At 61.4% G+C, this 26,193-nt stretch carries 23 protein-coding genes; 18 read left to right on the plus strand and 5 right to left on the minus strand.

The window, feature by feature from the left end; genetic code table 11:
- Positions 1-13 precede the first annotated feature (13 nt).
- The 9 genes from ACMTA2_RS07490 to ACMTA2_RS07530 all read left to right on the plus strand — a co-directional run bounded on the left by ACMTA2_RS07490 (position 14) and on the right by ACMTA2_RS07530 (position 10,792).
- Positions 14-745: a response regulator gene (locus ACMTA2_RS07490; RefSeq protein ID WP_413794340.1), complete on the plus strand. Its 732-nt coding sequence runs from the start codon at positions 14-16 to the stop codon at positions 743-745.
- Positions 735-2,204 (plus strand): ATP-binding protein, encoded by a 1,470-nt coding sequence (locus tag ACMTA2_RS07495; protein ID WP_413794341.1) that lies wholly within the window; start codon positions 735-737, stop codon positions 2,202-2,204. The genes ACMTA2_RS07490 and ACMTA2_RS07495 overlap by 11 nt, the downstream gene beginning before the upstream one ends.
- Positions 2,205-2,430: 226 nt before the next feature.
- On the plus strand, positions 2,431-3,690 hold the full coding sequence (locus tag ACMTA2_RS07500; protein ID WP_413794342.1) for a D-mannose isomerase: 1,260 nt from the start codon (positions 2,431-2,433) through the stop codon (positions 3,688-3,690).
- Positions 3,691-3,806: 116 nt separating this feature from the next.
- The gene (locus ACMTA2_RS07505) at positions 3,807-5,108 is read left to right on the plus strand and encodes an ABC transporter substrate-binding protein (protein ID WP_413794343.1); all 1,302 of its coding nucleotides are present in this window, start codon (positions 3,807-3,809) and stop codon (positions 5,106-5,108) included.
- Between the two features lie 149 nt (positions 5,109-5,257).
- Positions 5,258-6,166 carry a carbohydrate ABC transporter permease gene (locus ACMTA2_RS07510; protein ID WP_003198535.1) on the plus strand — a complete coding sequence of 303 codons (909 nt, stop codon included), beginning with the start codon at positions 5,258-5,260 and terminating at the stop codon, positions 6,164-6,166.
- The gene (locus tag ACMTA2_RS07515) at positions 6,159-7,004 is read left to right on the plus strand and encodes a carbohydrate ABC transporter permease (protein ID WP_053182577.1); all 846 of its coding nucleotides are present in this window, start codon (positions 6,159-6,161) and stop codon (positions 7,002-7,004) included. The genes ACMTA2_RS07510 and ACMTA2_RS07515 overlap by 8 nt, the downstream gene beginning before the upstream one ends.
- Before the next feature lie 2 nt (positions 7,005-7,006).
- Positions 7,007-8,167, plus strand: coding sequence for an ABC transporter ATP-binding protein (locus tag ACMTA2_RS07520; RefSeq protein ID WP_413794344.1), 1,161 nt, complete (start codon positions 7,007-7,009; stop codon positions 8,165-8,167).
- 161 nt (positions 8,168-8,328) lie between these two features.
- Positions 8,329-9,675: a carbohydrate porin gene (locus ACMTA2_RS07525; protein WP_413794345.1), complete on the plus strand. Its 1,347-nt coding sequence runs from the start codon at positions 8,329-8,331 to the stop codon at positions 9,673-9,675.
- Between the two features lie 262 nt (positions 9,676-9,937).
- Positions 9,938-10,792, plus strand: a complete 855-nt coding sequence (locus ACMTA2_RS07530) for a D-hexose-6-phosphate mutarotase (protein WP_413794346.1) — start codon at positions 9,938-9,940, stop codon at positions 10,790-10,792.
- 140 nt (positions 10,793-10,932) lie between these two features.
- Here ACMTA2_RS07530 and ACMTA2_RS07535 read toward each other — a convergent pair whose 3' ends face one another.
- Positions 10,933-11,793 carry a MurR/RpiR family transcriptional regulator gene (locus tag ACMTA2_RS07535; RefSeq protein ID WP_170842276.1) on the minus strand — a complete coding sequence of 287 codons (861 nt, stop codon included), beginning with the start codon at positions 11,791-11,793 and terminating at the stop codon, positions 10,933-10,935.
- Between the two features lie 196 nt (positions 11,794-11,989).
- On the opposite strand from ACMTA2_RS07535, the gene zwf reads away from it, so the two are divergent.
- From zwf to ACMTA2_RS07550, 3 genes are read left to right on the plus strand one after another with little or no spacing between them, the layout of a single operon-like run.
- On the plus strand, positions 11,990-13,459 hold the full coding sequence (gene zwf / locus ACMTA2_RS07540) for a glucose-6-phosphate dehydrogenase (RefSeq protein WP_413794347.1): 1,470 nt from the start codon (positions 11,990-11,992) through the stop codon (positions 13,457-13,459).
- On the plus strand, positions 13,446-14,159 hold the full coding sequence (gene pgl / locus ACMTA2_RS07545; RefSeq protein WP_413794348.1) for a 6-phosphogluconolactonase: 714 nt from the start codon (positions 13,446-13,448) through the stop codon (positions 14,157-14,159). The genes zwf and pgl overlap by 14 nt, the downstream gene beginning before the upstream one ends.
- A gap of 17 nt (positions 14,160-14,176) precedes the next feature.
- Positions 14,177-14,842: a bifunctional 4-hydroxy-2-oxoglutarate aldolase/2-dehydro-3-deoxy-phosphogluconate aldolase gene (locus tag ACMTA2_RS07550; RefSeq protein WP_413794349.1), complete on the plus strand. Its 666-nt coding sequence runs from the start codon at positions 14,177-14,179 to the stop codon at positions 14,840-14,842.
- Between the two features lie 205 nt (positions 14,843-15,047).
- Here ACMTA2_RS07550 and ACMTA2_RS07555 read toward each other — a convergent pair whose 3' ends face one another.
- Complete coding sequence (locus ACMTA2_RS07555; RefSeq protein WP_413794350.1) at positions 15,048-16,235, minus strand: aminotransferase class V-fold PLP-dependent enzyme; 1,188 nt, start codon at positions 16,233-16,235, stop codon at positions 15,048-15,050.
- Between the two features lie 16 nt (positions 16,236-16,251).
- Positions 16,252-16,488: a DUF3820 family protein gene (locus ACMTA2_RS07560; RefSeq protein ID WP_053119117.1), complete on the minus strand. Its 237-nt coding sequence runs from the start codon at positions 16,486-16,488 to the stop codon at positions 16,252-16,254.
- A gap of 207 nt (positions 16,489-16,695) precedes the next feature.
- Between ACMTA2_RS07560 and ACMTA2_RS07565 the strand changes: the two genes are divergently transcribed.
- The 4 genes from ACMTA2_RS07565 (at position 16,696) to ACMTA2_RS07580 (ending at position 20,481) form a co-directional block, all read left to right on the plus strand.
- On the plus strand, positions 16,696-17,160 hold the full coding sequence (locus tag ACMTA2_RS07565) for a ferritin-like domain-containing protein (protein ID WP_003198561.1): 465 nt from the start codon (positions 16,696-16,698) through the stop codon (positions 17,158-17,160).
- Between the two features lie 254 nt (positions 17,161-17,414).
- Positions 17,415-19,415 carry an FUSC family protein gene (locus ACMTA2_RS07570; protein ID WP_413794351.1) on the plus strand — a complete coding sequence of 667 codons (2,001 nt, stop codon included), beginning with the start codon at positions 17,415-17,417 and terminating at the stop codon, positions 19,413-19,415.
- Positions 19,402-19,608, plus strand: a complete 207-nt coding sequence (locus tag ACMTA2_RS07575; protein ID WP_053119123.1) for a DUF1656 domain-containing protein — start codon at positions 19,402-19,404, stop codon at positions 19,606-19,608. The genes ACMTA2_RS07570 and ACMTA2_RS07575 overlap by 14 nt, the downstream gene beginning before the upstream one ends.
- A gap of 9 nt (positions 19,609-19,617) precedes the next feature.
- Positions 19,618-20,481, plus strand: coding sequence for an efflux RND transporter periplasmic adaptor subunit (locus ACMTA2_RS07580; RefSeq protein ID WP_413794352.1), 864 nt, complete (start codon positions 19,618-19,620; stop codon positions 20,479-20,481).
- Between the two features lie 191 nt (positions 20,482-20,672).
- Here the strand turns inward: ACMTA2_RS07580 and ACMTA2_RS07585 are convergent, their stop codons facing one another.
- Together ACMTA2_RS07585 and ACMTA2_RS07590 are read right to left on the minus strand one after the other, a co-directional pair.
- Entirely contained in the window at positions 20,673-21,143 is a 471-nt protein-coding gene (locus ACMTA2_RS07585) for a MaoC family dehydratase (protein ID WP_014336929.1), read from the minus strand.
- A gap of 40 nt (positions 21,144-21,183) precedes the next feature.
- The gene (locus ACMTA2_RS07590; protein WP_413794353.1) at positions 21,184-22,128 is read right to left on the minus strand and encodes an alpha/beta hydrolase; all 945 of its coding nucleotides are present in this window, start codon (positions 22,126-22,128) and stop codon (positions 21,184-21,186) included.
- A gap of 285 nt (positions 22,129-22,413) precedes the next feature.
- Between ACMTA2_RS07590 and fadD2 the strand changes: the two genes are divergently transcribed.
- The gene (gene fadD2, locus ACMTA2_RS07595) at positions 22,414-24,102 is read left to right on the plus strand and encodes a long-chain-fatty-acid--CoA ligase FadD2 (protein ID WP_413794354.1); all 1,689 of its coding nucleotides are present in this window, start codon (positions 22,414-22,416) and stop codon (positions 24,100-24,102) included.
- 368 nt (positions 24,103-24,470) lie between these two features.
- Positions 24,471-26,162 (plus strand): long-chain-fatty-acid--CoA ligase FadD1, encoded by a 1,692-nt coding sequence (gene fadD1, locus ACMTA2_RS07600; RefSeq protein WP_413794355.1) that lies wholly within the window; start codon positions 24,471-24,473, stop codon positions 26,160-26,162.
- The last annotated feature ends 31 nt before the right edge of the window (positions 26,163-26,193 follow it).

Here is a 26,193-nt window from a genome sequence, read left to right on the forward strand (position 1 = left end):
AGGACGCGGCCCTGTGAGTTCAGTAAACAAATCGATTTTGTTGGTCGACGACGACCAGGAGATTCGCGAACTGCTGGACACCTACCTCAGCCGTGCAGGGTTCCAGGTGCGGACCACGCCCGACGGTGCCGGGTTTCGCCAGGCGTTTAACGATGCGCCAAGCGACCTGGTGATTCTCGATGTCATGCTGCCCGATGAAGACGGCTTCAGCCTTTGCCGCTGGGTTCGCCAGCATCCACGCCAGGCCCATGTGCCGATCATCATGCTCACTGCCAGTTCCGACGAGGCCGACCGGGTCATCGGCCTTGAGCTGGGCGCCGATGACTACCTGGGCAAGCCCTTCAGCCCGCGTGAATTACAGGCGCGCATCAAGGCGTTGCTGCGCCGGGCGCAATTCGGCCAGGAGCGCGCCGGTGGTGAAGTGCTGGCCTTCGATGAATGGCGGCTGGACATGGTCAGCCATCGGCTGTTCCACGCCGACGGCGAAGAAGTGATTCTCTCCGGTGCCGACTTCGCCCTGCTCAAACTGTTTCTCGACCATCCCCAGGAAATCCTCGATCGCGACACCATTGGCAATGCGACCCGTGGCCGTGAATTGATGCCCCTGGACCGGATCGTCGACATGGCGGTCAGTCGTTTGCGCCAGCGGCTGCGTGACACCGACAAGCCGCCACGGCTGATTCGCACGGTGCGCGGCAGCGGTTACCAGCTGGCGGCCAGTGTGGTTGCCAGCAATGGTCATTGACTGGATCAGGAAGGCCGCCCGGCGGGTGCCGGTACCGCGCTCGTTGCTGGGCCGGATGCTGCTGCTGACCTTGCTGGTGGTGCTGTTCGCCCAGACCCTGTCCAGCCTGATCTGGGTTTCGCAACTGCGTGCCACCCAGCTCGAAGGTCTGGTCACCAGTGCCCGCAGCCTGGCCCATTCGATGACCGCCAGCGTCAGTTATTTGCGTTCGCTGCCGGTGGCGTACCGGCCATTGGTGCTGGACCAGTTGCGCAGCATGGGCGGTACGCGGTTCGTCGTCACCCTCAACGACAAACCCCTGGGCATGGACGTGCTGCCGGTGACGCCGCGCAAGCTGGCGGTGCTCAAGGCGGTGGACGATGTGCTGCGTCGCTCCTTGGGCAATAGCGCCGATATCTCGGTGAATTTTGTCAGCCCCGACGACCTGCGGATTTTCAACGCCGGGCTCAAGCTCGATGAACTCCCCCGTTCGTGGGCCCACTATGCCCTGACGTTGGAGCCGGTGAATCCGCCGGTGCTGGTCACGCAGATCCAGATGGCGCCGGGAGAGTGGTTGTACATCGCTTCACTGTTGCCTGAACCTTACACCAGCCTCGAAGAACAGGACCTGCCCGCGCAACAGGTCGGATTCATCGTGCTCACCAGCAGCCTGTTGTTGCTGTTCATCGGTTTGCTGGTGCACTGGCAGAGCCGGCCCCTCAAGCGCCTGGCCCGGGCCGCGCGGGACATGTCCCTGGGCGCCGAAGTAGAGCCGCTGGCCGAGGGCGGTGGCAGCGAAGTGGTGGAAGTGGGGCGGGCGTTCAATGCCATGCGCGAACGCATCAGCCGTTACCTGACGGAGCGCAGCCAGTTGTTCAGCGCGATTTCCCACGATTTGCGCACACCGATCACCCGATTGCGGTTGCGGGTCGAGCTGCTGGAGGATGAAAACCTGCAAGCCAAGTTCGGCCGTGATCTGGATGAGCTGGAGCTGCTGGTCAAAGGTGCGCTGCAATGCGTCAAGGACACCGACATCCACGAAAACATCGAGTCGGTGGACCTCAACCATGTGCTCGATTGCCTGGTCGAGCCTTACCTGGCGCCCAACGGCAACGGCCGGGTGACCCAGGATGGTCGGGCGCTGGCGCCGTATCCCGGCAAGCCGCTGGCCCTCAAGCGCTGCATCGGCAACCTGATCGACAACGCCTTGAAATACGGGCAGAACGCCCACCTGCACATCGACGACGATGAAAGCGCCTTCATCCTGCACGTCGACGACGAAGGGCCGGGCGTGCCGGAGCAGCGCCTGGAGCAAGTCTTCGAGCCGCACTTTCGCCTGGCCGGGCAACAGCAGGGCTATGGCCTGGGCCTGGGCATCGCTCGCAACATCGCCCACAGCCATGGCGGCGAGGTGAGCCTGCAGAACCTGCGTGAAGGGGGGTTGCGGGTGACGTTGCAGTTGCCCCGCAGTGTGGATTGATCAGACCGCGTTATCGTTCATCGCGAGCAAGCTCGCTCCCACAAGGAGATCGGTGCTCCATGACGTCCACTGTGGGAGCGAGCTTGCTCGCGATGGCGCCAGTAACCTCAACGCCTCTCCCAGGTAAATGTCACAACTCGGTGACATAACTCGCCCCTTTCGTTACCTGCCGCCCACCCTCCCTTGTTTAGACTCCCTGCGTCAAAACAACAAAAAAGGTACCCCGATGGACACCTTCCAACCGGCCTTCAGCAGTTGGCTGAACGCCCCTGCCCACCAGCAATGGCTCGCCGACGAAGGCTTGCGGCTGCTGGCGTTCGCCAAGGCGTCGAAGCTGCCGGTCGGCTTTGGCAACCTGGACGAGCGCGGCCACCTGCCGGCCGATGCCCGGGCCGAGACCATGAACACCGCGCGCATGACCCACAGCTTCGCCATGGCTCACATCCAGGGCCTGCCGGGTTTCGCCGAGTTGGTGGACCACGGTATCCAGGCCCTCAACGGCCCCTTGCGCGACGCCGAACACGGTGGCTGGTTCGCCACGACACGGCCTGATGAAGACGGCGCGGGCAAGGCGGCCTATTTGCATGCATTCGTTGCCCTGGCGGCCAGTTCCGCGGTGGTGGCCCAGCGTCCCGGCGCCTCGGCGTTGCTGGACGACGCGGTGCGGATCATCGACGAGCGTTTCTGGAGCGAGGAGGAGGGCGCCCTGCGTGAATCCTTCAACCGCGACTGGAGCGAGGAAGAAGCCTATCGCGGCGCCAACAGCAACATGCACGCCACCGAAGCCTTCCTCGCCCTGGCCGATGCCACCGACGATCCGCGTTGGCTGGCCCGTGCCCTGCGTATCGTCGAGCGGGTAATCCACGGCCATGCCGCCGCCAACGACTACCTGGTGGTGGAGCATTTCGACCGCCACTGGCAGCCCCTGCGCGAATACAACCAGGACAATCCCGCCGATGGTTTCCGCCCTTACGGGACCACGCCCGGCCACGGTTTCGAATGGGCGCGGCTGTTGCTGCACCTTGAGGCCGCGCGGGTCCAGATCGGCATGCTGACCCCGGGGTGGCTGGCCCAGGACGCGCAAAAACTCTTCGACCAGAACTGTCGCCATGGCTGGGACGTCGATGGCGCGCCGGGCATTGTCTACACCCTGGACTGGGACAACCGCGCCGTGGTTCGCCACCGTCTGCATTGGGTCCACGCCGAAGCGGCGGCCGCTGCCAGCGCCTTGCTCAAGCGTACCGACGAGGCGAAGTACGAAGCCTGGTACCGGTGCTTCTGGGCGTTCTGTGACAAACATTTCATTGATCGCTGCAACGGCAGCTGGCATCACGAACTCGATCCGCAAAACCGCCCCAGTGCCGATATCTGGCCGGGCAAGCCGGACCTGTATCACGCCTGGCAGGCGGTCTTGATTCCGCGCCTGCCCCTGGCACCGAGCATGGCGTCAGCCCTGGCGCGGTTATCCAGCCCTTCGCCTGTGTAACCATGTCGTGACATTTGCACGTCCCTTCGTTACCTGCGAAGGGATTCCCTCTGATTAGAATCCATGCAGCGCAAGCACCAGACTTGCATGCATAACAACAAGAAAGGTAATTCTAGATGAATGCGATTTCTCGCCTCGCTACTGTCATTTCTCTTGCTTCCCTGCTTCCCGTCGCAGCCTTCCCTGTCACCACCCTTGCCGCCGAATCCAAAGGTTCCGTGGAAGTCGTCCACTGGTGGACGTCGGGTGGCGAAAAAGCCGCGGTCGATGTGCTCAAGGCCCAGGTAGAAAAAGACGGCTTTACCTGGAAAGACGGCGCTGTCGCCGGGGGTGGCGGTTCCACTGCCATGACCGTGCTCAAGAGCCGTGCCGTGGCCGGCAACCCACCGGGTGTCGCCCAGATCAAGGGCCCGGACATCCAGGAATGGGCGTCCACCGGGCTGCTCGACACCGACATCCTCAAGGACGTTGCCAAGGCCGAGAAGTGGGACAGCCTGCTCGACAAGAAAGTCTCCGATACCGTGAAGTACGAAGGTGACTACGTCGCCGTGCCGGTGAACATCCACCGCGTCAACTGGCTGTGGATCAACCCGGAAGTCTTCAAGAAAGCCGGCATCACCAAGAACCCAACCACCCTCGAAGAGTTCTACGCGGCCGGCGACAAACTCAAGGCCGCGGGTTTCATCGCGCTTGCCCACGGTGGCCAGCCTTGGCAGGACAGCACCGTGTTCGAAGCCGTGGTGCTCTCGGTCATGGGCGCCGATGGCTACAAGAAGGCCCTGGTCGACCTGGACAATAAGGCCCTGACCGGTCCGGAAATGGTCAAGGCGCTGACCGAGCTGAAGAAAGTCGCGACCTACATGGACGCCGATGGCAAGGGCCAGGACTGGAACCTGGAAGCGGCCAAGGTCATCAACGGCAAGGCCGGCATGCAGATCATGGGTGACTGGGCCAAGAGCGAGTGGACCGCGGCGAAGAAAGTCGCCGGCAAGGACTACGAGTGCGTGGCTTTCCCGGGCACCGACAAAGCCTTCACCTACAACATCGACTCCCTGGCGGTGTTCAAGCAGAAGGACGAAGGCACTGCGGCTGGCCAGCAGGATATCGCCAAGGTCGTGTTGGGTGAGAACTTCCAGAAAGTCTTCAGCATCAACAAAGGCTCGATCCCGGTGCGCAACGACATGCTGGGCGACATGACCAAGTACGGTTTCGATTCCTGCGCCCAGACCGCGGCCAAGGACTTCCTGGCGGACGCCAAGTCCGGCGGCCTGCAACCAAGCATGGCGCACAACATGGCGACCACGCTGGCCGTACAAGGTGCGTTCTTCGATGTGGTGACCAACTACATCAACGACCCGAAAGCCGACCCTGCCGATGCCGCCAAGAAACTGGGCGCAGCGGTTCAGTCAGCGAAGTAACTAGCGCCGCAGTCCCGGTCCCTTGTGGGAGCGAGCTTGCTCGCGATAGCGAAGTGTCAGGCAGCAGATGAGTCACTGACACACTGTTATCGCGAGCAAGCTCGCTCCCACAAAGGGATTGCCCTTGTAACCTTGTTTTGGATCTTCCCATGAGTTCTGTTGCTGTGTTCAGCAAGGCCTCGCCGTTCGATGCATTGCAACGCTGGCTCCCGAAACTGGTGCTGGCGCCGAGCATGTTCATCGTCCTGGTGGGCTTCTATGGCTATATCTTGTGGACGTTCGTCCTGTCGTTCACCACTTCGACGTTCCTGCCGAATTACAAATGGGCAGGCCTGGCGCAATACGCCCGGCTGATGGACAACGACCGCTGGTGGGTAGCGAGCAAGAACCTGGCGCTGTTCGGCGGCCTGTTCATTGGCATCACCCTGGTGATCGGCGTGCTGCTGGCGGTGTTTCTCGACCAGCGCATTCGTCGCGAAGGTTTTATCCGCACCATTTACCTGTACCCGATGGCGCTGTCGATGATCGTCACCGGTACGGCCTGGAAATGGCTGCTCAACCCGGGCATGGGCCTGGACAAATTGTTGCGTGACTGGGGTTGGGAAGGCTTCCGCCTGGATTGGCTGATCGATCCGGATCGCGTGGTGTACTGCCTGGTGATCGCGGCGGTATGGCAGGCTTCGGGTTTCATCATGGCGATGTTCCTGGCCGGCCTGCGGGGTGTCGATCAATCGATCATCCGTGCCGCGCAGATCGATGGTGCGAGCATGCCGCGCATCTACTGGAAAGTGGTGCTGCCGAGCCTGCGTCCGGTGTTCTTCAGCGCCGTGATGATCCTGGCGCACATCGCGATCAAGAGCTTCGACCTGGTGGCGGCGATGACGGCCGGCGGCCCGGGTTATTCCTCCGACCTGCCGGCGATGTTCATGTATTCGTTCACCTTCAGCCGCGGCCAGATGGGCATGGGCTCGGCCAGTGCAATCCTGATGCTCGGTGCGATTCTCGCAATCATCGTGCCTTACCTGTACTCCGAGCTGAGGACCAAGCGTCATGACTAGTCTCGCTGCCAAACCTTCCATCAGCTTGAGTCGGATCGCGATCTACGCGGTGTTGATCCTCGCCGTGGTGCTTTACCTGGTGCCGTTGGTGGTCATGCTGTTGACCAGCTTCAAGACACCGGAAGACATCAGCACCGGCAACCTGCTGAGCTGGCCGACCGTGGTCAGCGGCATCGGCTGGGTCAAGGCCTGGGCCACGGTGGACGGCTATTTCTGGAACTCGATCAAGATCACCGTCCCGGCGGTGCTGATCTCTACCGCCATCGGTGCCTTGAACGGCTACGTGTTGTCGATGTGGCGTTTTCGCGGTTCGCAGCTGTTCTTCGGCCTGTTGCTGTTCGGCTGCTTCCTGCCGTTCCAGACTGTCCTGCTGCCGGCCTCGTTCACCCTCGGCAAGATGGGCCTGGCCAGTACCACCACCGGCCTGGTGTTCGTGCACGTGGTCTACGGCCTGGCGTTCACCACGCTGTTCTTCCGCAACTACTACGTCAGCATTCCCGATGCACTGGTGAAGGCGGCGCGACTGGACGGTGCAGGGTTCTTCACCATTTTCCGGCGGATCATCCTGCCGATGTCGACCCCGATCATCATGGTTTGCCTGATCTGGCAGTTCACGCAGATCTGGAACGACTTCCTCTTCGGCGTGGTGTTCTCCAGCGGTGATTCGCAGCCCATCACGGTGGCGCTTAACAACTTGGTCAACACCAGTACCGGGGCCAAGGAATACAACGTGGACATGGCGGCGGCGATGATCGCCGGGCTGCCGACCCTGCTGGTCTATGTGGTCGCAGGCAAGTATTTCGTGCGCGGCCTGACGGCCGGCGCAGTCAAGGGGTAATCATGGCAACGCTTGAACTTCGCAACGTGAACAAGACCTATGGTGCCGGCCTGCCGGACACCCTGAAGAACATCGAGTTGTCGATCAAGGACGGTGAGTTCCTGATCCTGGTCGGTCCTTCGGGCTGCGGCAAGTCGACGCTGATGAACTGCATCGCCGGCCTCGAGACCATTACCGGCGGCGCGATCATGATCGGCGACCAGGATGTCAGTGGCATGAGCCCGAAGGACCGTGACATCGCCATGGTGTTCCAGTCCTACGCGCTGTACCCGACCATGAGCGTGCGCGAGAACATCGAGTTCGGCCTGAAGATCCGCAAGATGGCCCAGTCGGCCATCGACGAGGAAGTCACCCGGGTGGCCAAGTTGCTGCAGATCGAACACCTGCTCAACCGCAAGCCCGGCCAGCTTTCCGGCGGCCAGCAACAGCGCGTGGCCATGGGCCGGGCCCTGGCGCGGCGGCCGAAGATCTACCTGTTCGACGAGCCGCTGTCCAACCTCGACGCCAAGCTGCGGGTCGAGATGCGCACCGAAATGAAGCTGATGCACCAGCGCCTGAAGACCACCACGGTCTACGTGACCCACGACCAGATCGAAGCCATGACCCTGGGCGACAAAGTGGCGGTAATGAAGGACGGGATCATCCAGCAGTTCGGCACCCCGAAAGACATCTACACCAACCCGGCCAACCTGTTCGTGGCGAGCTTCATCGGCTCGCCGCCGATGAACTTCATCCCGCTGCGCCTGCAACGCAAGGACGGTCGCCTGCTGGCGTTGCTCGACAGCGGCCAGGCCCGTTGCGAGCTGCCGCTGGGCATGCAGGATGCCGGCCTGGAAGATCGCGAAGTGATTCTTGGCCTGCGTCCGGAACAGATCGCGTTGGCCGGCAGCGCGCCCAATGGCTTGCCCACCATTCGCGCTGAAGTCCAGGTCACCGAGCCGACCGGGCCGGACACCCTGGTATTCGTCAACCTCAACGACACCAAGGTCTGCTGCCGCCTGGCGCCGGACGTGGCACCGCAACCGGGGGAAAACCTGACGCTGCAATTCGATCCGTCGAAGGTGCTGCTGTTCGACGCCCAGTCCGGCGAACGCCTGGGCGTGGCCGGCCAGCCGCAAACAGATGCGCCGAGTGGGAACGTAGCGCAGTTCAAAGGTCGGTGAAGAACACGTGTGGGAGGGGCGGGTGGGAGCAAGGTCAGCTTCCACACAAGCTTGCTTCCAATAAAAAGAGTATGCGGTGGGTGGGGACATCCGTCGCAATCGTTGTAAACCGCGTTAGATAAAAACAGTTAATAACAATAAATAAAGACGAGGATGTAGGGATGAAAAAGAAAAACAACGCCCAACTTATCTGCCAGTTATCAGCCGTTGCGGCGATGATGCTGGCCGGTAGCGCCCACGCGGCCGAGGCGTTCAGCGCCGACTCGCAGTGGATGACGGGCGACTGGGGCGGTGAACGGACCAAGCTGATCGAGCAGGGTATCGATATCAAGGCTGACTATGTCGGTGAAGTGGGTGGCAACCTGCACGGTGGCTACAACAACGACAAGACAGCGCGCTATGCCGACCAGTTTGGTCTGGGCGTGGCGTTGGACCTGGAAAAACTGTGGGGCTGGGATAACACCCAGGCCAAGATCCAGCTGACCAATCGTAACGGTGAAAACATCTCCAATGACCGTGTCGGCGACCCGCGTGCCGGGACCTTGAGTTCTTCCCAGGAAGTCTACGGCCGTGGTCACATGGTCCGTCTGACCCAACTGTGGATCAAGCATCAGTTCCTCGACGGCAAACTGGACGTGAAGGCCGGTTATTTCGGCGAAGGCGAAGACTTCAACACCTTCCCTTGCGAGTTCCAGAACCTGGCGTTCTGCGGCTCCCAGGTGGGTAACTGGGCCACCAACATCTGGTACAACTGGCCCGTCAGCCAGGCGGCGATCCGCGTGAAGTACAACCTCACGCCTGAGTTCTATGCACAGATCGGTGCCTACAACCAGAACCCTTCGCAACTGGAACACGGCAACGGCTTCAAGCTCAGCGGCAGCGGCACCAAGGGCACCGTCATCCCGGTCGAGCTGGTCTGGTCGCCGAAGGTCAACAGCCTGCCGGGCGAATACCGCGTCGGTTACTACAAGAGCACGGCCGATGCCAATGACGTCCGCGAGGATGACAATGGCGACGATGCCGCGACCACCCAGAACGCCTATCGCAGTCACAACAGCAAGCACGGCTACTGGTTCGTGGCGCAGCAACAGCTCACCACCCACAACGGTGATGCGTCCCGCGGCCTGAACATCGCGGCCAACGCGACGTTCCACGACAAGGACACCAACATCGTCGACAACTACCAGTCGTTGATGTTCGTGTACAAGGGGCCGTTCGATGCGCGTCCTAAAGATGACATCGGGATCGGTTTCTCGCGCATCCATGTCAACGACGACGTGAAGAAAAACGCCGAGTTGACCAACGCTGCCAATGGCGTCACCGACTACAACGATCCGTTGTTCGCACCGCTGCGTAGCACCGAGTACAACTACGAGCTCAACTACGGTGTCCACGTTACCAACTGGCTGACCGTACGTCCCAACCTGCAGTACATCACCCACCCGGGTGGCGTGGATGAAGTCGACAACGCGCTGGTGGCCGGCCTGAAAATTCAGTCGGTGTTCTAACGCTGTTGCGATAAGCTCCTCTCTATGTGCGCATATTTGCGGACAGCCAAGGCTGTCCGCTTTTTTTTGGGGCACATGGCTGGTGCAGGACCTGTGGTGAGGGGGTTTATCCCCGCTGGGCCGCGTAGCGGCCCTGACACAGGCGCCTCGGTGTCTCAGTTCACTGCTTTGGGACTGCTTCGCAGTCCAGCGGGGATAAATCCCCTCGCCACAAAAACTGTCGTGTCAATTGAGAGTTCAATGATTTCCAGGACCGCGGCCCATGCATGAGCATCCGCTACAACGCTTTTTCAGATCCTTGCGCGAACGTCCTGTGTTCGCGTGGGAGCGCTATCGGCAGCGCGATGTATTGGTGATCGATCATCCGTTGTGTCAGGCGGTGTTCAGTCGCCAGGGCGCGCAGTTGCTGCATTTCCAGCCGCGGGGCCAGAAGCCGTGGTTGTGGTGCGCGGCCAAGTGGCCGCAAGTCGGGGCGATCCGCGGCGGAGTGCCGGTGTGCTGGCCGTGGTATGGCCGCCATCCCAGCGAAAACGCCTGGCCGTCCCACGGTTGGGCGCGGTTGGTCGACTGGAAGCTGCTCGACAGCCGCAGTGAGGAAGACGGTGTGCATTTGCACTGGCAACTGCAATTGTGCGACTGGCAAGTGGACCTGCATGCCCATCTGGGTGAACGCATGGAACTGCGTTTGAGCACCGAGCACCAGGACAGTCTGCCGTGTCAGCTGAGCCAGGCCTTGCACGCCTATTGGCGTATTGGTGATGTCGGTGAGGTAGCGCTGTCTGGGCTCGAAGGCGCCCAGGGCTACGACCAGTTGAACCGTGCGGTTTGCCAGCAGGAAGGCGAGCTGCGGGTCGAGGGTGGCTGCCAGCGGGTGTTCCAGCATGAGGGGCAATTGCAGCTCAAGGACCATGCCTGGCAGCGTGAATTGTGCATCGATACTGGCGACAGCGCCGACACTGTGGTCTGGCATCCCGGCGCACGGCCGTTGCTGGGGGTGAGTTGGGATGAGGTCAGCGAATTCGTCTGTGTCGAAGCGGCCAGCGGCGGCACTGACAGCCTGTGCCTGGCGCCGGGGGAGCGGGCTCACCTGAGTTTGCAGGCGTGGGTAGGGGCTTGATTCAGGAAGGTGGGTGGGGCTGCCGGCCCCATCGCGAGCAAGCTCGCTCCCACAGGGGTTTGTGAACGCCAAAGATCCAGTGTGGGAGCGAGCTTGCTCCGCGATGACGGCTTGTCAGGCCATAAAGCACTCAAGCCAGGTCAGTTGAACTCATCCCCCACCGGATACCGGCTGGCGTTCAGGCTTTCCTTGATCTTGCGCAGGTGCGGCTGGAAATCCACGCCTCGGCGCAGGGTCATGCCAGTGGCGAGCACGTCCAGTACGGTGAGTTGGATGATCCGTGAGGTCATCGGCATATAGATGTCAGTGTCTTCGGGCAGGGGAATGTTCAGGCTCAGGGTGCTGGCCTTGGCCAACGGCGAGCCTTCGGCGGTCAGGCCCAGCACCGACGCGCCGTTTTCCCGGGCGATGCGTGCCACTTCCACCAGTTCGCGAGTGCGGCCGGTGTAGGAAATGATCACGAACAACTCGCCGGTATGGGCCACCGACGCGATCATCCGCTGCATCAGTACGTCGGCATGAGCGGTCACCGCCAGGTTGAAGCGGAAAAACTTGTGCTGGGCATCCAGGGCCACCGGGGCGGACGCGCCGAGGCCGAAGAAGTGGATCTGCCGGGCCTGGATCAGCAGGTCCACGGCGCGACTGATCAAATTGGGATCAAGGGCCTGGCAGGCGCTGTCCAATGAGGCAATGGCACTGCCAAAGATCTTGCGGGTATAGGCTTCCGGGTTGTCATCGGCTTCCACCGCGCGGCTGACATAGGCGGCGCCGCTGGCCAGGCTCTGGGCCAATTGCAGCTTGAGTTCCGGGTAACCGCTGACGCCGAACGAGCGGCAGAAGCGGTTGACGGTCGGTTCGCTGACCGAAGCCGCCTGGGCGAGGGCGGCGATGCTGAAGCGGGTCGCCTGCTGCGGGTTGAGCAGGATGATCTCGGCCACCTTGCGTTCGGCCTTGTTTAGGTCTTCAAGGCGACTCTGGATCTGTTCCAGTAAATTTCGCACGCGGTCCATACAAGATTCCTAGGAAGACGGGTCTTTGATACGACCCTTTGCGGTGGCCTATCCTACTGATGGCTCCGGCGGACCACCACTCGGAATCGGTATTTTCGAAAAATGTTGTGGTTATTACTACATTTTTCCTTGAGTGATACCTTGAAAAAAGGTATTTGTAGTTTAACTTGATAAAAGAACAAACATCATGCCTTCGATTACGGTTGAACCGTGCACCTTCGCCTTGTTCGGCGCGTTGGGCGACCTGGCCCTGCGCAAGCTCTTTCCTGCCCTGTATCAGCTCGACGGCGCCCAATTGCTGCACGAGGACACGCGGATCATTGCGCTGGCCCGTGAGCCCGGCGGCGAGCAACAGCACCTGGCATTCATCGCCGCCGAGCTGCGTCGCTACGTGGGCGAAAAAGACCTGGACGAAGCCGTGTTCGAGCGCTTCCTGGCACGACTGACCTACCTGCACGTGGATTTCCTCAAGGCCGACGATTATGTCGCCCTGGCCGAAGCGGCCGGCTCGGCCCAGCAGGTCATTGCCTATTTCGCCACCCCGGCGGCGGTGTATGGGGCAATCTGCGAGAACCTGGCGAAGGTTGGCTTGAGCGAAAACACCCGGGTGGTGCTGGAGAAACCCATTGGCTCGGACCTGGAGTCGTCGCGCAAGGTCAACGACGCCGTGGCGCAGTTCTTCCCGGAAAACCGCACCTATCGCATCGACCATTACCTGGGCAAGGAAACGGTCCAGAACTTGATCGCACTGCGGTTCGCCAACAGCCTGTTCGAAACCCAGTGGAACCAGAATTACATCTCCCACGTGGAAATCACCGTGGCCGAGAAGGTCGGTATCGAAGGCCGTTGGGGCTATTTCGACAAGGCCGGCCAGTTGCGCGACATGATCCAGAATCACCTGCTGCAGCTGCTGTGCCTGATCGCCATGGACCCACCGGCCGATCTGTCCGCCGACAGTATCCGTGACGAGAAGGTCAAGGTGCTCAAGGCCCTCGCGCCGATCAGCCCGGAAGGCTTGACCACCCAGGTGGTGCGTGGCCAGTACATCGCCGGTCACAGCGAGGGCAAGTCGGTGCCTGGCTACCTCGAAGAACCCAACTCCAACACCCAGAGCGACACCGAGACGTTCGTCGCCCTGCGCGCCGATATCCGCAACTGGCGCTGGGCCGGGGTGCCGTTTTACCTGCGTACCGGCAAGCGCATGCCGCAGAAGCTGTCGCAGATCGTTATCCACTTCAAGGAACCGTCCCACTACATCTTCGCCCCGGAGCAGCGCCTGCAGATCAGCAACAAGCTGATCATCCGCCTGCAACCGGACGAAGGGATTTCCTTGCGGGTGATGACCAAGGAGCAGGGCCTGGACAAGGGCATGCAATTGCGCAGCGGTCCGCTGCAACTCAACTTCTCCGACACCTATCGCAGCGCACGGATTCCCGATGCCTACGAGCGGTTGTTGCTGGAAGTCATGAACGGCAATCAGAACCTGTTTGTCCGTAAAGATGAAATTGAAGCCGCGTGGACGTGGTGTGACCAGTTGATCGCCGGTTGGAAGAAATCCGGCGATGCGCCCAAGCCGTATGCGGCCGGGTCCTGGGGGCCGATGAGCTCCATTGCACTGATCACGCGGGATGGGAGGTCATGGTATGGCGATATCTGAAGTGAAACTGCCGCAGGGCGTCAGCGCCCATGAATTCAAGAACCCGGTGCTGCTGGCTGAAGGCTTGGCCCTGAAGGTGGCCGAGCAACTGCGCGAGGCGATCGACGTGCGCGGTACGGCAGTGCTGGTGGTGTCGGGCGGTCGTAGCCCGGTGGCGTTTTTCCAGCACCTGGCCAAGCAGGCATTGGACTGGTCCAAGGTGGTGGTCAGCCTGGCGGACGAGCGCTGGGTGCCGGTTGAACATGCCGACAGCAACGCCGGCCTGCTCAAGCGTTACCTGCTGCAAGGCGCTGCGGCCAAGGCCCAGTTCCTGAGCCTCTACAGCCCCAGCGCCAACCTGGAGGCGGCGGCCGAACAGGCCGATCGCCTGTTGGGCGAACTGCCGTCGATCGATGTGCTGGTATTGGGCATGGGCGATGACGGGCACACCGCCTCGCTGTTCCCCGACAGCCCGAACCTGGCCCAGGCCCTGGATGCCCAGGGCACTCGTCGCTGCTGGCCGATGCTGGCGCCGACCGTGCCGCACCAGCGCCTGACCATGAGCCGTGCCTTGCTGGCCTCGGCGCAACACAAAGTGCTGTCGATTTCCGGTCAGTCGAAATTGACCACCCTGAACGCCGCGGTGGCGGGTGACGATGTCGCCGAGATGCCGATCCGCGCGTTTTTGCAACCTACGTTAGAGATTTACTGGTGCCCATGAACCAAGGATCAGCCGCTATGACAAACCCATCCCCGACCGTTTCCATGGCGGACAAAGTTGCCCTGATCGACAGTCTCTGCGCCAAGGCGCGGATCCTGCCGGTGATCACCATCGCCCGTGAGCAGGACATCCTGCCGTTGGCCGATGCCTTGGCCGCCGGTGGCCTGACGGCGCTGGAAGTGACGCTGCGTTCCCAACATGGCCTCAAGGCCATCCAGGTGCTGCGCGAGCAGCGTCCGGAACTGGTGACCGGCGCCGGCACGGTGCTCGATCGCCACATGCTGGCCGCGGCCGAGGCCGCCGGTTCGCAGTTCATCGTCACCCCGGGCATCACCCGTGATTTGCTCGAGGCCAGCGTCTACAGCTCTATCCCGCTGTTGCCAGGCATCAGCAACGCTTCGGGGATCATGGAAGGTTATGGCCTGGGCTATCGCCGCTTCAAACTGTTCCCGGCCGAAGTCAGTGGCGGCGTCGCGGCTATCAAGGCCTTGGGCGGCCCGTTCGGCGAAGTGAAATTCTGCCCGACCGGCGGCGTGGGCCCAGCCAACATCAAGAGCTACATGGCGTTGAAAAACGTGATGTGCGTGGGCGGAAGCTGGATGCTCGATCCGGAGTGGATCAAGAACGGTGACTGGGCCCGCATTCAGGAATGCACCGCCGAGGCCTTGGCACTGCTGGACTGATTGTTTTACCGAACCTCGTTGGGTGTTCTACGGTTTTACGGTGCGCTTGGTCGGCGCACCGTTTTTTTTTGCCTGAAATTCGCCGCATCGTGCCAGTTGAACACCGACCTGTGACGAGGGGATTTATCCCCGCTGGGCTGTGGAGCAGAGCCCAAAGCAACGGGGCCGCTGCGCGACCCAGCGGGGATAAATCCCCTCGCCACAATTATGTTCGGCTCAGGTCGATCAGCGCTTCGGTCAACCGTTCGATATCACTCGCCAAGGTAATCAACCCTGGGGTAATGCGGATGCACGGCCCGACGCTGGTTTGGCGCACCACGGTGAAGATCCCATGCTCATTGAGCAGTCGGTCAGCCATCGCCTGCTGGTCGGTGTGGGCGGTGAAACGCATGGCGGTGATGCCGCAGTAGAGACGCGGATCGTCCGGTGTCATGACTTCGATGCCCGGCAGGTCGCGCACTGCCTTCACCCACAGGTCGCGCAGGTAGCACAGGCGCGCCCCCTTGGCCGAGGCGCCGCCCAGGGCCCGGTGTTCTTCGAACACCAGGGGCAGGGTGAGCAAGGCCGGAATGTTCGGCGTGCTGTGGGGCGTGCGTGAGCGGACGTCGGTGGCGGGGTAGTTGTCCTCGTCCATGTCCGGGTCGATGTCGGCCAAGCGCTGCGGGGCGATGTACAGGAAACCCAGCGAGAGGGGGCCGCCGATCCATTTCTGCAGGTTGAACCCGGCGAATTCGATCCCAAGCTTCTTCAAGTCGACATCGATCTGGCCCAGGGCGTGGGCACCGTCGAGGATGATATCGACGGCAAACTCCCGGGCGCTTTCGGCAATGGCCTGGACCGGCATCACCAGTCCGGTGAGGTGGTTGACGTAGGTCAGCGCCATCAGCTTGAGGCGCGGGTAGCGGATGAACGCTTCGCGATAGGTGCCCACCAGGCTTTCGAAGCTGGCAGGGTGCTGGTGGACGATTTCGATCACTTGCGCGCCACGCTGACGGGCCAGCCAGCGCATGGCGCTTTTGACCGAGGTATATTCCACGTCACAGATCAGCACTTGATCGCCCGGCTTGAGGCCGTTGTAGTTGCGAATCAACGTCTGCAGGGCATCCACCGCGCTACTGGCCAACCCGACGCTCTGGGGGGAGGCGTGGATCAACCGGGCCACCTGCCGCCGAATCGCTTCGCCGCGTTCCTGGTCGAAATGCTGGCGCACGTAAACCGAGTTGCCCCGGTTGATGAACTCGATGTTGCGCTGGTATTCCTCCACCACGGTGCGGGACATACGCCCGAAGTAACCGTTTTCCAGGTTGAGCGGCCCGGCGGGGTCGATGTCGTAGCGGTCGACAAAGGTTTGCCAGAAAGCTTCATCGTGGGCGCGCAGCGTGTTCTCGGGCATGGCGGGTCTCAGTCAGTCAATGGCGAGGTTTGGGCAGGCCATGTTTGGCGCGTAGCGGGTCCAGCAAGTCGGACAAACCGTTGTGGTCGATTTCCTGCATCAATGCCAGCAAGCCGCCCAGTTCACCTTTGGGAAAACCCTCGCGAGCGAACCAGTTCAGGTATTGACCCGGCAGGTCAGCGAGGATTCGACCCTTGTACTTACCGAAGGGCATTTGACGCGTGACGAGCAATTCGAGCTTTTCCGGATTCATGGCAATCGTCTTGATTCAAACCTGCCTCGAAAATACAGGCATTCTGCATGCAGGCCAAATGACAGATCATGCAAATAACGCGGATACAGATTTTTGCTGTAATGATAACTGATTGATTTTTATCTGATTTTATTGAGATTGATGGCTGGCATGGCCGATGCAACATCCCTTGCAGGTTTTTTATTCACCAAGCAAAGGAACTGAAAAATGACTGACATCAACAAAGAATCCATCTCCGTCTTGAACGACCTGATCGAGACCAGCAAGGATGGCCAGGAAGGCTTCAAGACCTGCGCTGAAGACATCAAGCATCCACAACTCAAGGCGTTGTTCGTTCAACGTGCTGCGGATTGCGCGACCGCTGCGGCCGAACTGCAAGCGGCGGTTCGTTCCCTGGGCGGCGATCCGGAAACCTCCACCAGCGTCGCTGGTGACCTGCACCGTCGTTGGGTGGACGTGAAATCCATGTTCACCGGCAAGGATGAAGAAGCGGTGCTCAACGAAGCCGAGCGTGGCGAAGACCATGCGCTCAAGGCCTACAAGGAAGCGCTCGAGAAAATCACCAAGCACAACCTAGTCGGTATTCGTGACCTGGTTGAGCGTCAGTACCACGGTGTGCAACGCAACCATGACCAGGTCAAGGCCCTGCGTAACCAGGCACGCGCCAGCTAACAACGCGTCCTGATCAAAAAAACGCCAGCTTGCCTGGCGTTTTTTTGTGGGGGCGAATCAGATTCAGGGTGAACACTGCCTTGGCACGTCAGGTCGATGTACTCCGACTCACCCGACGTCAAACAGCAAAGGTGTGTTGTTGAATCCATCAATAATCAACTCTGGACTCTAATAGGTAGCTAGCTAATAATTGCATCGCCTATCCCCCCTGCATTGCATCTATTGTTACTGGCGTCCCCCAAAGAGTTTTTCGCGTGCCCATTACTTTCCAGGCCTTGTTCGCCCCCGACCGCCTCGCTTTGCAGTTCGCCATCAAGACGGTGCTTGGCGCCGGGTTGGCGTTATGGCTGGCGTTGCGCTGGGGGCTGGAGCAGCCGTCGTGGGCATTGATGACCGCGATCATCGTCGCCCAGCCATTGTCCGGGATGGTGGTGCAAAAGGGGCTGGCGCGTTTGGTCGGCACGTTGGTGGGCACTGTCATGTCGGTGGTGTTCATGGGGCTGTTTGCCCAGGCGCCCTGGTTGTTCCTGTTGGCCCTGGCGCTCTGGCTGGGTCTTTGCACGGCTTGTTCGACGCTGCTGCGCAGTGCCTGGTCGTATTCATTCGTGTTGGCCGGCTACACGGTGGCGATCATTGCCCTGCCGGCCATTTCCCATCCGCTGGGGGTGTTTGACCAAGCGGTGGCGCGCTGCACCGAGATCAGCCTGGGCATCGTCTGCGCCACGGCGGCCAGTGCCTTGCTCTGGCCGTTGCGGGTCGAGCGGCAATTGGCCGGTCAAGCCTTGGCTGCCTGGCAAAGTGGCATGCAGGCCGCCCGTGCGACCCTGGCGGGCGATGCCCAGGCCCGTAAAGGGCTGCTGGAAATTCTTGGCAGGATCGTCGCGGTGGATGCCCAGCGCGAACATGCCTGGTTCGAGGGCCGCCGTGGCCGGCAGCGAGCCCGGGCCATCAGCGGTTTGAGCCAGAAATTGCTGATGCTGCTGCGCCTTTCACGCTCGGTGCGTCGGCAGTGGAAACAGCTCGACCCCGAGGAGGCCGAGGCTCTCCAGCCGTGGATGAGCGAGGTGCAGCAAGCCCTCGACGCTGACAGTGCGACCCTGCAAGCCTTGCGTCCCCGGGTATGGGATGCGTCCCACGACCCGCAGATCAGTGCGGCGCAAAGTTACTGCCTGGCACGGTTCGCCTTGTTGCTCGATACCGCCCTGGCCGCCTGCGCAGCCTTGACGGCGGTGCAGGAGGGCAGGGAAGCGGCGGATCCCCCACGGACCTTGACGCCCCATCGCGATCTGTCCCTGGCGATGGTCTTCGGCGCGCGCAGCGCCCTGGCGTTCCTGGCAGTGGCTTGTTTCTGGCTGGCGACCGCGTGGCCTGCTGCATCGGGGGCGCTGGTGCTGACCTGCGTGGTGTGCAGCCTGTTCGCCAGTCGCGAAAACGGCGCGCAGATCGGCATGAGTTTTCTGCGAGGCATCTTCTTGGCTGTGCCGACGGCGTTCGTGATCGGCGAACTCATACTCCCGCAATGGAGCAGTTTTGCGATGCTGTGCCTGGCCATGGGCGTGCCGTTGTTTTTCGGGGCATTGGGCATGGCCAAGCCGCAGATATTTGCTACGGCGACGTCGTTCTGCCTGCATTTCGTGGTACTGATTTCACCGCTCAATGCCATGAAATATGACGTCGCGGCGTTCTTCAACAACGCCCAGGCCATGATGATCGGCGTTGGCGCGGCGGTGCTGGCCTTCAATCTGCTGATCCTGCGTAACCCGGCCTGGCACAGCCGTCGCCTGCTGGCCGCGACCCTCCACGACCTGGTGCGCCTGACCCATCGCCGCCTGCAAGGCGCCGAGAGCTGGTTCGGTGGGCGCATGGCCGACCGGCTGTTGCAACTGGCCAGGCATTACCCTGAATTGCCGGTGCAGGCGCGAAGCCGTTGGGATGATGGCTTGCTGGGCCTGGACATTGGCGATGAGCTGTTGCATCTGCGCCTGAGCCTGGCCGTCGCACAAGTGCCCGATACCCGGGCGCAGCGCCGTTATTTCGAAGCGCTGGAGCAGGTGCTCGAACGCGGCCCGGCCGGTGACCAGGTCGATGCGCTGGCCTCGGCGAGCGTCGAGTTCCTGACCGTGTTGTCGACCCAGCCACCCAGTGATGCACTGAAGCTGGCCCAAGGCGCGGTGGTGCAATTGCAAAACAGCTGGCGCGCCTGGTGCCGCCAGCACGAACCTGAACGACGGGAGCACAGCCATGGGCTTGCGTGAGTGGTCGATGGGTGGGGTGTTGCTCAGCCCGTTCCTGATTTATGTGGTGCTGGCCTTGCTGGTGACCGGCGCGTTGCGCCTGTTGCTCAGCCTGGTGCCGGCCGGGCGCTGGATCTGGCATGAAGCCTTGTTCGACTGCGCCCTGTATGTCTGTGTCCTGACCGTCATTACCGTGGTCCTCGGGCCGCTATAGGAGTTGAACATGCGTACCTCCGTACGTGTCGCCGTCACGCTGTGCATGGTGGCCGTGGCGATCTTCGCCGGCTTTCACTTGTGGCAGTACTACATGCTCACGCCCTGGACCCGCGATGCGCGGATCCGCGCCGACGTGGTGGTGATCGCTCCCGACGTGTCGGGCTGGGTGCGTGAGCTCAAGGCTGTGGATAACCAGCAGGTCAAGGCCGGTGATCTATTGCTGAGCATCGACCGCGAGCGTTTCGAGGCGGCGTTGGAGAAGGCCCGGGCCGTGGTCCAGACACGCCAGCAGCAACTGAGCCTGCGCGAACACGAAGCCAGCCGCCGCGCCGCCCTGGGCCCCCAGGCCATCAGTGCCGAATTGCGGGAAAACGCCCAGATCAACGCCGGCATCGCCCGAGGCGAACTGCGCGAAGCCCAGGCCGAGGCCAAGGTCGCCGAGCTCAACCTGGCTCGCAGCCAGGTCCTGGCCCCCCGCAGCGGGCACATCACCAACCTGCGCCTGGCCGAAGGCAACTACGTGAATGCCGGGCAGCCGGTCATGGCGCTGATCGACGACTCGACGTTCTATGTGCAGGCCTATTTCGAAGAAACCAAGTTGCCGAGGATTCGTGTGGGCGATCCGGTCAAGATCTGGCTGATGAGCGCCGGCCACGCGCTGGAGGGCCATGTCGAAAGCATCAGCCGCGGCATTACCGACCGCAACACCAACCCCGATGCGCAGTTGCTGGCGGAGGTCGAGCCGACGTTCAACTGGGTGCGCCTGGCCCAGCGGATCCCGGTGCGGATCAAGTTGGACAAGGTGCCGGAAGGGGTGAACCTGAGCGCCGGGATGACGGCGAGTGTGCAGGTGAAGGAGGCGCTTCAATGACAACATGCACGGGTGATGGAGAAGGGGTTTGCTGTGGCGAGGGGATTTATCCCCGGTGGGCTGCGTAGCAGCCCCCAAGCCAATACAACCCGGTGCGCCAGGCTGATTGGGCGGTCAACCATGGGGCTGCTGCGCAGCCCAACGGGGATAAATCCCCTCGCCACAGGTCACTCGGCAGGGCGCCCGGCGGATCAGCCGACGGTGATCGCCGGCAGCGTCGGCAAGGTCACAGTCTGCTGCTTGCGCGGGGCGAGGATTTCGGCTTCGCCGTCCACCACCAGTTCGTCGCGCTGGTTGAATACGCGGGTGGCGATGCGCACGCGGAACTTCGGCAGTTTTTCCAGGATCTCCAGGCGCACGGTCAGGGTGTCGCCGATCTTCACCGGTTTCTGGAAGCTCATCTGCTGGCCGATATAGATCGTGCCTGGCCCAGGCAGCTCGCACGCCACCGCCGCGCTGATCAGGGCGCCACTGAACATGCCATGGGCGATGCGCTCCTTGAACATGCTTGCCGCAGCGAATTCGGCGTCCAGGTGCACCGGGTTGTGATCGCCCGACATCGCTGCGAACAGCTGGATGTCGCGTTCCTCGACGGTCTTGCTGTAGCTGGCGGTCTGGCCGATTTCGAGGGCTTCGTAAGGGGTATTGGTAACCTGGGTCATCTGTTTCAGATCCTGTGGAGTAAAGGAAAACGCTGCAAGCCTACTCGCTGCGTGGCGGCCGCTTGTGGTTCAAGGCCTTGGCAATCCAGGCCAGCACGTCAGCGGTCACTTCATCGCGGTTGGTTTCGTTGAACAATTCGTGCCGGGCCTGCGGGTAAATCGTCAATTGCAGGTGCTGGCTGCCGGCCTTGCGCAGGGCGTCGGCCAGATCCTTCAGACGCTTGCCTTCGCTCACTGGATCACATTCGCCACCGATCACCAGCAAGGGCAGGCCCGGATCGATCTGGGCGAGATTGGACGCTTTGCTGATTTGCTGCAAGCCGCCGAGCAGGTCGACCCACAGTTGATTGGTGCAGCGAAAGCCACACAGCGGGTCATGGACGTACTTGTCGACTTCGGCCGGGTCACGGCTGAGCCAGTCGAAGGGGGTACGTGTCGGTTTGAACTTCTTGTTGAAACTGCCGAACGAGAGCCACTCGATCAGCGCGCTGCGCCCCGTCGCACCCTGGCGCCGGCGTTCGAAGCGAGCGATCAGGCGAGCGCTGCGGTAGAGCGCCACCGGCTGGAAGTTCGAACCGCTGAGAATCGCCCCATGCAGGCTGGCGCTGTGATGCAGCAGGTAACCCTGGGCGATGTAGCTGCCCATGCTGTGGCCCAGCAGCAGGATGGGCGTATCAGGATGCTGCTGGCCGATGTGATGGTTGAGGCTGGCCAGGTCGCCCACGACCTTGGCCCAGCCGTCCTCGTCGGCAAAATGGCCGAGGATCGCTTCCTGGCCGGTCTTGCCATGGCCGCGCAGGTCCATCGCGTAGACACCATAGCCTTCGTCGCACAGGGCCTGGGCCAGGCGGGCGTAGCGGCCGCTGTGTTCGGCCATGCCGTGGGCCAGCATGATCACCGCCAACGGGGCGGTTTCGGGCAGCCACTGGTTGACGAACAGGCGGCTGTGGTCGGTCGCGGTCAGCCAGGCGGTTTGGTGGATCATGGCGATTCCTTTTGTGCAGCGTCGCTGCATTGTATAGCGCATCCACTGCGTCTCGCCTGATCAGGCCACGCTTTAGTGGTCTGTGGGGTCGGTTCTGTCAGTCAACTTCCGAATTTGAACTGACGAACCAACCCCACAGACCACTAGGCAAGAAGATTCACACAATCTATGACGCAGGTTGCCATATTTGCCTGATTGACCATAGCTGCTAGTGTCCCAAGAGCTCCGCCTCTGCAAGCGAGACAGACGCGGCCCGGATATGCTCAGGTAAAGAGGACAAAAACAATGCAGCCTGATTTCTGGAATGACAAGCGCCCGGCCGGCGTGCCCCTGGATGTCGATCTCGGGGCCTATAAGTCGGTGATCGAGGTGTTCGAGCGTTCCTGCAAGAAATTCGCCGATCGCCCGGCGTTCAGCAACATGGGGGTGACCCTCACGTATGCCGAACTCGAGCGCCACAGCGCAGCCTTCGCCGGTTACCTGCAGGCCCATACCGACCTGGTGCCGGGCGATCGTATCGCGGTGCAGATGCCCAATGTCCTGCAATACCCGATCGCCGTGTTCGGTGCGTTGCGCGCCGGGCTGATCGTGGTCAATACCAACCCGCTGTACACCGCGCGGGAAATGCGTCATCAGTTCAAGGACTCCGGTGCCCGGGCGTTGGTGTACCTGAACATGTTCGGGCAGAAAGTCCAGGAGGTGTTGCCCGATACGGACCTGCAGTACCTGATCGAAGCGAAGATGGGCGACCTGATGCCCGCCGCCAAGGGCTGGCTGGTCAATACGGTGGTGAGCAAGGTCAAGAAAATGGTCCCGGCCTATTCGCTGCCCCAGGCCATTTCCTTCAAGAGCGCCTTGCGTTTGGGGCGTGGCCAGGGCATCCGCCCGTTGCAGGTCAGCCTCGACGACATTGCCGTGCTGCAATACACCGGTGGCACCACCGGATTGGCGAAGGGCGCGATGCTGACCCACGGCAACCTGGTGGCCAACATGCAGCAGGCCCGGGCCTGCCTGGGGCAGCTCGGCGATGATGGTCATCCACTGCTGCGCGAAGGCCAGGAGGTCATGATCGCGCCGCTGCCGCTGTACCATATCTACGCATTCACGGCGAACTGCATGTGCATGATGGTGACCGGCAACCACAACGTGCTGATCACCAATCCGCGGGACATCGGCGGCTTCATCAAGGAGCTGAAGAACTGGCGTTTCTCGCTACTGCTGGGGCTCAATACGCTGTTCGTGGCGTTGATGGATCATCCGGATTTCAAGACCCTGGATTTTTCCCACCTCAAGGTCACCAACTCCGGCGGCACCGCGTTGATCAAGGCCACCGCCGAGCGCTGGCAGCAGATCACCGGTTGTGGCATTACCGAGGGGTATGGCCTGACCGAAACCTCGCCGGTGGCGAGTGCCAACCCTTATGGCGGCAAATCCCGATTGGGCACGGTGGGGATGCCGGTGCCGGGCACGCTGATGAAAGTGATCAACGACGATGGCGTCGAGCAGCCCCTGGGCGAGCGTGGCGAATTGTGCATCAAGGGCCCGCAGATCATGAAGGGCTACTGGAACAAGCCTGAGGCCACGGCCGAAGTGCTGGACAGCGAGGGCTGGTTCAAATCTGGCGATATCGCGGTGATCGACCCGGACGGTTTCGTGCGCATCGTCGACCGCAAGAAGGACATGATCATCGTCTCGGGTTTCAATGTGTACCCCAACGAGATCGAAGACGTGGTGATGGCTCATCCCAAGGTAGCCAACTGCGCGGTGATCGGTGTGCCGGACGAGCGTTCGGGGGAGGCGGTGAAGCTGTTCGTGGTGGCGCGGGAGGCCGGGGTCAGCCTTGAAGAACTCAAGGCCTACTGCAAGGAGAACTTCACCGGCTACAAGATTCCCAAGCACATCGTGCTTCGGGAGTCGTTGCCAATGACCCCGGTGGGCAAGATCCTGCGGCGGGAGTTGCGGGATATCGCCTGACGTACCCATGCCTCATGGAACCCTGTGGGAGCGAGCCTGCGCGCGATGGCTGCATGTCAGTGACAGAGATGTGAGCTGATACACCGCCATCGCGAGCAAGCTCGCTCCCACAAATTTTTTGTGTATTCGGAGCGATATCAGCAAGGTTTTGAATTTTTACTCTAAAAATGACCATTGATTGGTCATAAGTCATGTTTGTGACTGTAGGGGTTGTTTTTGGCTCTAGGCGACCCCCGGCAAAGCTGCTACTCTCGGCGCGCTTTTGTGACTTCTCGGCCTTGATTCAAGCCAGATTCACCAATAAACACACACCAATAATAATCGCATCAAATGCGGTGAGAATTCGCGTTGCTGAGGAGTGGGCTTCCATGATCGAAGACTTTTGGAAGGATAAGTACCCAGCTGGGATTGCTGCCGACATCAATCCAGACGAGTATCCGAATATTCAGGCGGTGTTGAAGCAGTCCTGCCAACGCTTTGCCAACAAGCCGGCATTCAGCAACCTCGGCAAGACGATCACCTACGGTGAGCTCTACGAGTTGTCCGGGGCGTTTGCCGCGTACCTGCAACAGCATACCGATTTACAGCCGGGCGATCGAATCGCCGTGCAACTGCCCAACGTCCTCCAGTACCCGGTGGCCGTGTTCGGTGCGATCCGTGCCGGGCTGATCGTGGTCAACACCAACCCGTTGTATACCGCACGGGAAATGGAACACCAGTTCAACGACTCCGGTGCCAAGGCGCTGGTATGCCTGGCGAACATGGCTCACCTGGCCGAGGCCGTAGTACCGAAGACGGGCGTCAAGCACGTCATCGTCACCGAAGTCGCCGACCTGTTGCCACCGCTCAAGCGCCTGTTGATCAACAGTGTGATCAAGTACGTCAAGAAGATGGTCCCGGCCTATCACTTGCCCAAGGCCGTCAAGTTCAACGACGTGCTGAGCAAAGGCCACGGCCAGCCCGTGAACGAAGCCAACCCCACCAGCGACGATGTCGCCGTGCTGCAGTACACCGGTGGCACCACCGGCGTGGCCAAGGGCGCGATGCTCACCCATCGCAACCTGGTGGCGAACATGCTGCAGTGCAAGGCGCTGATGGGTTCCAACCTCAATGAAGGGTGTGAGGTACTGATCACGCCACTGCCGCTGTACCACATCTATGCCTTCACTTTTCATTGCATGGCGATGATGCTGATCGGCAACCACAATATCCTGATCAGCAACCCGCGTGACCTCTCGGCGATGGTCAAGGAGCTGTCGAAATGGAAGTTCAGCGGGTTCGTCGGCCTCAATACGTTGTTCGTGGCGCTGTGCAATAACGAAGCCTTCCGCAAGCTGGACTTCTCGGCCTTGAAAGTCACCCTGTCCGGCGGCATGGCCCTGCAACTCGCTGCAGCCGAGCGCTGGAAAGCGGTCACCGGTTGCCCGATCTGCGAAGGCTATGGCATGACCGAAACCAGCCCGGTGGCCACCGTCAACCCGATCCAGAACATCCAGATCGGCACCATCGGCATTCCCGTGCCGTCGACGCTGTGCAAGGTGATCAATGACGCGGGCGTCGAGCAGCCGTTGGGCGAAATTGGCGAGTTGTGCGTGAAAGGCCCGCAGGTCATGAAAGGCTACTGGCAGCGCCAGGACGCCACCGACGAGATCCTCGACAGCGAAGGCTGGCTCAAGACCGGCGATATTGCGCTGATCCAGCCGGACGGCTACATGCGCATCGTCGATCGCAAGAAAGACATGATCCTGATCTCCGGCTTCAATGTGTACCCCAACGAGCTGGAAGATGTGCTGGCAACCTTGCCTGGCGTGCTGCAATGCGCGGCCATCGGCATACCGGACGAGAAGTCTGGCGAGGCGATCAAGATCTTCATCGTTGCGCGGCCGGGTGTGACGTTGACCAAGGAACAGGTGATGGAGCACATGCGCGCCAACGTCACCGGCTACAAGGTGCCCAAGGCCGTGGAGTTCCGCGACGCCTTGCCGACCACCAACGTGGGCAAGATCCTGCGGCGCGAGTTGCGGGATGAAGAGCTCAGGAAGCTGGGTGTGAAGAAGTAAAAGCGTGTAGACAAAAGCCCCGCAGAAGCGG

The sequence above is a fragment of the Pseudomonas medicaginis genome (assembly GCF_965119365.1).
Lineage (GTDB): Bacteria > Pseudomonadota > Gammaproteobacteria > Pseudomonadales > Pseudomonadaceae > Aquipseudomonas.

What these genes read in the sequence shown, in the direction of transcription:
- ACMTA2_RS07495 (WP_413794341.1), top strand. Translation starts at nt 735, where the DNA reads ATGGTCATTGACTGGATCAGGAAGGCCGCCCGGCGGGTGCCGGTACCG.
- ACMTA2_RS07500 (WP_413794342.1), top strand. Translation starts at nt 2,431, where the DNA reads ATGGACACCTTCCAACCGGCCTTCAGCAGTTGGCTGAACGCCCCTGCC.
- ACMTA2_RS07505 (WP_413794343.1), top strand. Translation starts at nt 3,807, where the DNA reads ATGAATGCGATTTCTCGCCTCGCTACTGTCATTTCTCTTGCTTCCCTG.
- ACMTA2_RS07510 (WP_003198535.1), top strand. Translation starts at nt 5,258, where the DNA reads ATGAGTTCTGTTGCTGTGTTCAGCAAGGCCTCGCCGTTCGATGCATTG.
- ACMTA2_RS07515 (WP_053182577.1), top strand. Translation starts at nt 6,159, where the DNA reads ATGACTAGTCTCGCTGCCAAACCTTCCATCAGCTTGAGTCGGATCGCG.
- ACMTA2_RS07520 (WP_413794344.1), top strand. Translation starts at nt 7,007, where the DNA reads ATGGCAACGCTTGAACTTCGCAACGTGAACAAGACCTATGGTGCCGGC.
- ACMTA2_RS07525 (WP_413794345.1), top strand. Translation starts at nt 8,329, where the DNA reads ATGAAAAAGAAAAACAACGCCCAACTTATCTGCCAGTTATCAGCCGTT.
- ACMTA2_RS07530 (WP_413794346.1), top strand. Translation starts at nt 9,938, where the DNA reads ATGCATGAGCATCCGCTACAACGCTTTTTCAGATCCTTGCGCGAACGT.
- zwf (WP_413794347.1), top strand. Translation starts at nt 11,990, where the DNA reads ATGCCTTCGATTACGGTTGAACCGTGCACCTTCGCCTTGTTCGGCGCG.
- pgl (WP_413794348.1), top strand. Translation starts at nt 13,446, where the DNA reads ATGGCGATATCTGAAGTGAAACTGCCGCAGGGCGTCAGCGCCCATGAA.
- ACMTA2_RS07550 (WP_413794349.1), top strand. Translation starts at nt 14,177, where the DNA reads ATGACAAACCCATCCCCGACCGTTTCCATGGCGGACAAAGTTGCCCTG.
- ACMTA2_RS07555 (WP_413794350.1), bottom strand. Translation starts at nt 16,235, where the DNA reads ATGCCCGAGAACACGCTGCGCGCCCACGATGAAGCTTTCTGGCAAACC.
- ACMTA2_RS07560 (WP_053119117.1), bottom strand. Translation starts at nt 16,488, where the DNA reads ATGAATCCGGAAAAGCTCGAATTGCTCGTCACGCGTCAAATGCCCTTC.
- ACMTA2_RS07565 (WP_003198561.1), top strand. Translation starts at nt 16,696, where the DNA reads ATGACTGACATCAACAAAGAATCCATCTCCGTCTTGAACGACCTGATC.
- ACMTA2_RS07575 (WP_053119123.1), top strand. Translation starts at nt 19,402, where the DNA reads ATGGGCTTGCGTGAGTGGTCGATGGGTGGGGTGTTGCTCAGCCCGTTC.
- ACMTA2_RS07580 (WP_413794352.1), top strand. Translation starts at nt 19,618, where the DNA reads ATGCGTACCTCCGTACGTGTCGCCGTCACGCTGTGCATGGTGGCCGTG.
- ACMTA2_RS07585 (WP_014336929.1), bottom strand. Translation starts at nt 21,143, where the DNA reads ATGACCCAGGTTACCAATACCCCTTACGAAGCCCTCGAAATCGGCCAG.
- ACMTA2_RS07590 (WP_413794353.1), bottom strand. Translation starts at nt 22,128, where the DNA reads ATGATCCACCAAACCGCCTGGCTGACCGCGACCGACCACAGCCGCCTG.
- fadD2 (WP_413794354.1), top strand. Translation starts at nt 22,414, where the DNA reads ATGCAGCCTGATTTCTGGAATGACAAGCGCCCGGCCGGCGTGCCCCTG.
- fadD1 (WP_413794355.1), top strand. Translation starts at nt 24,471, where the DNA reads ATGATCGAAGACTTTTGGAAGGATAAGTACCCAGCTGGGATTGCTGCC.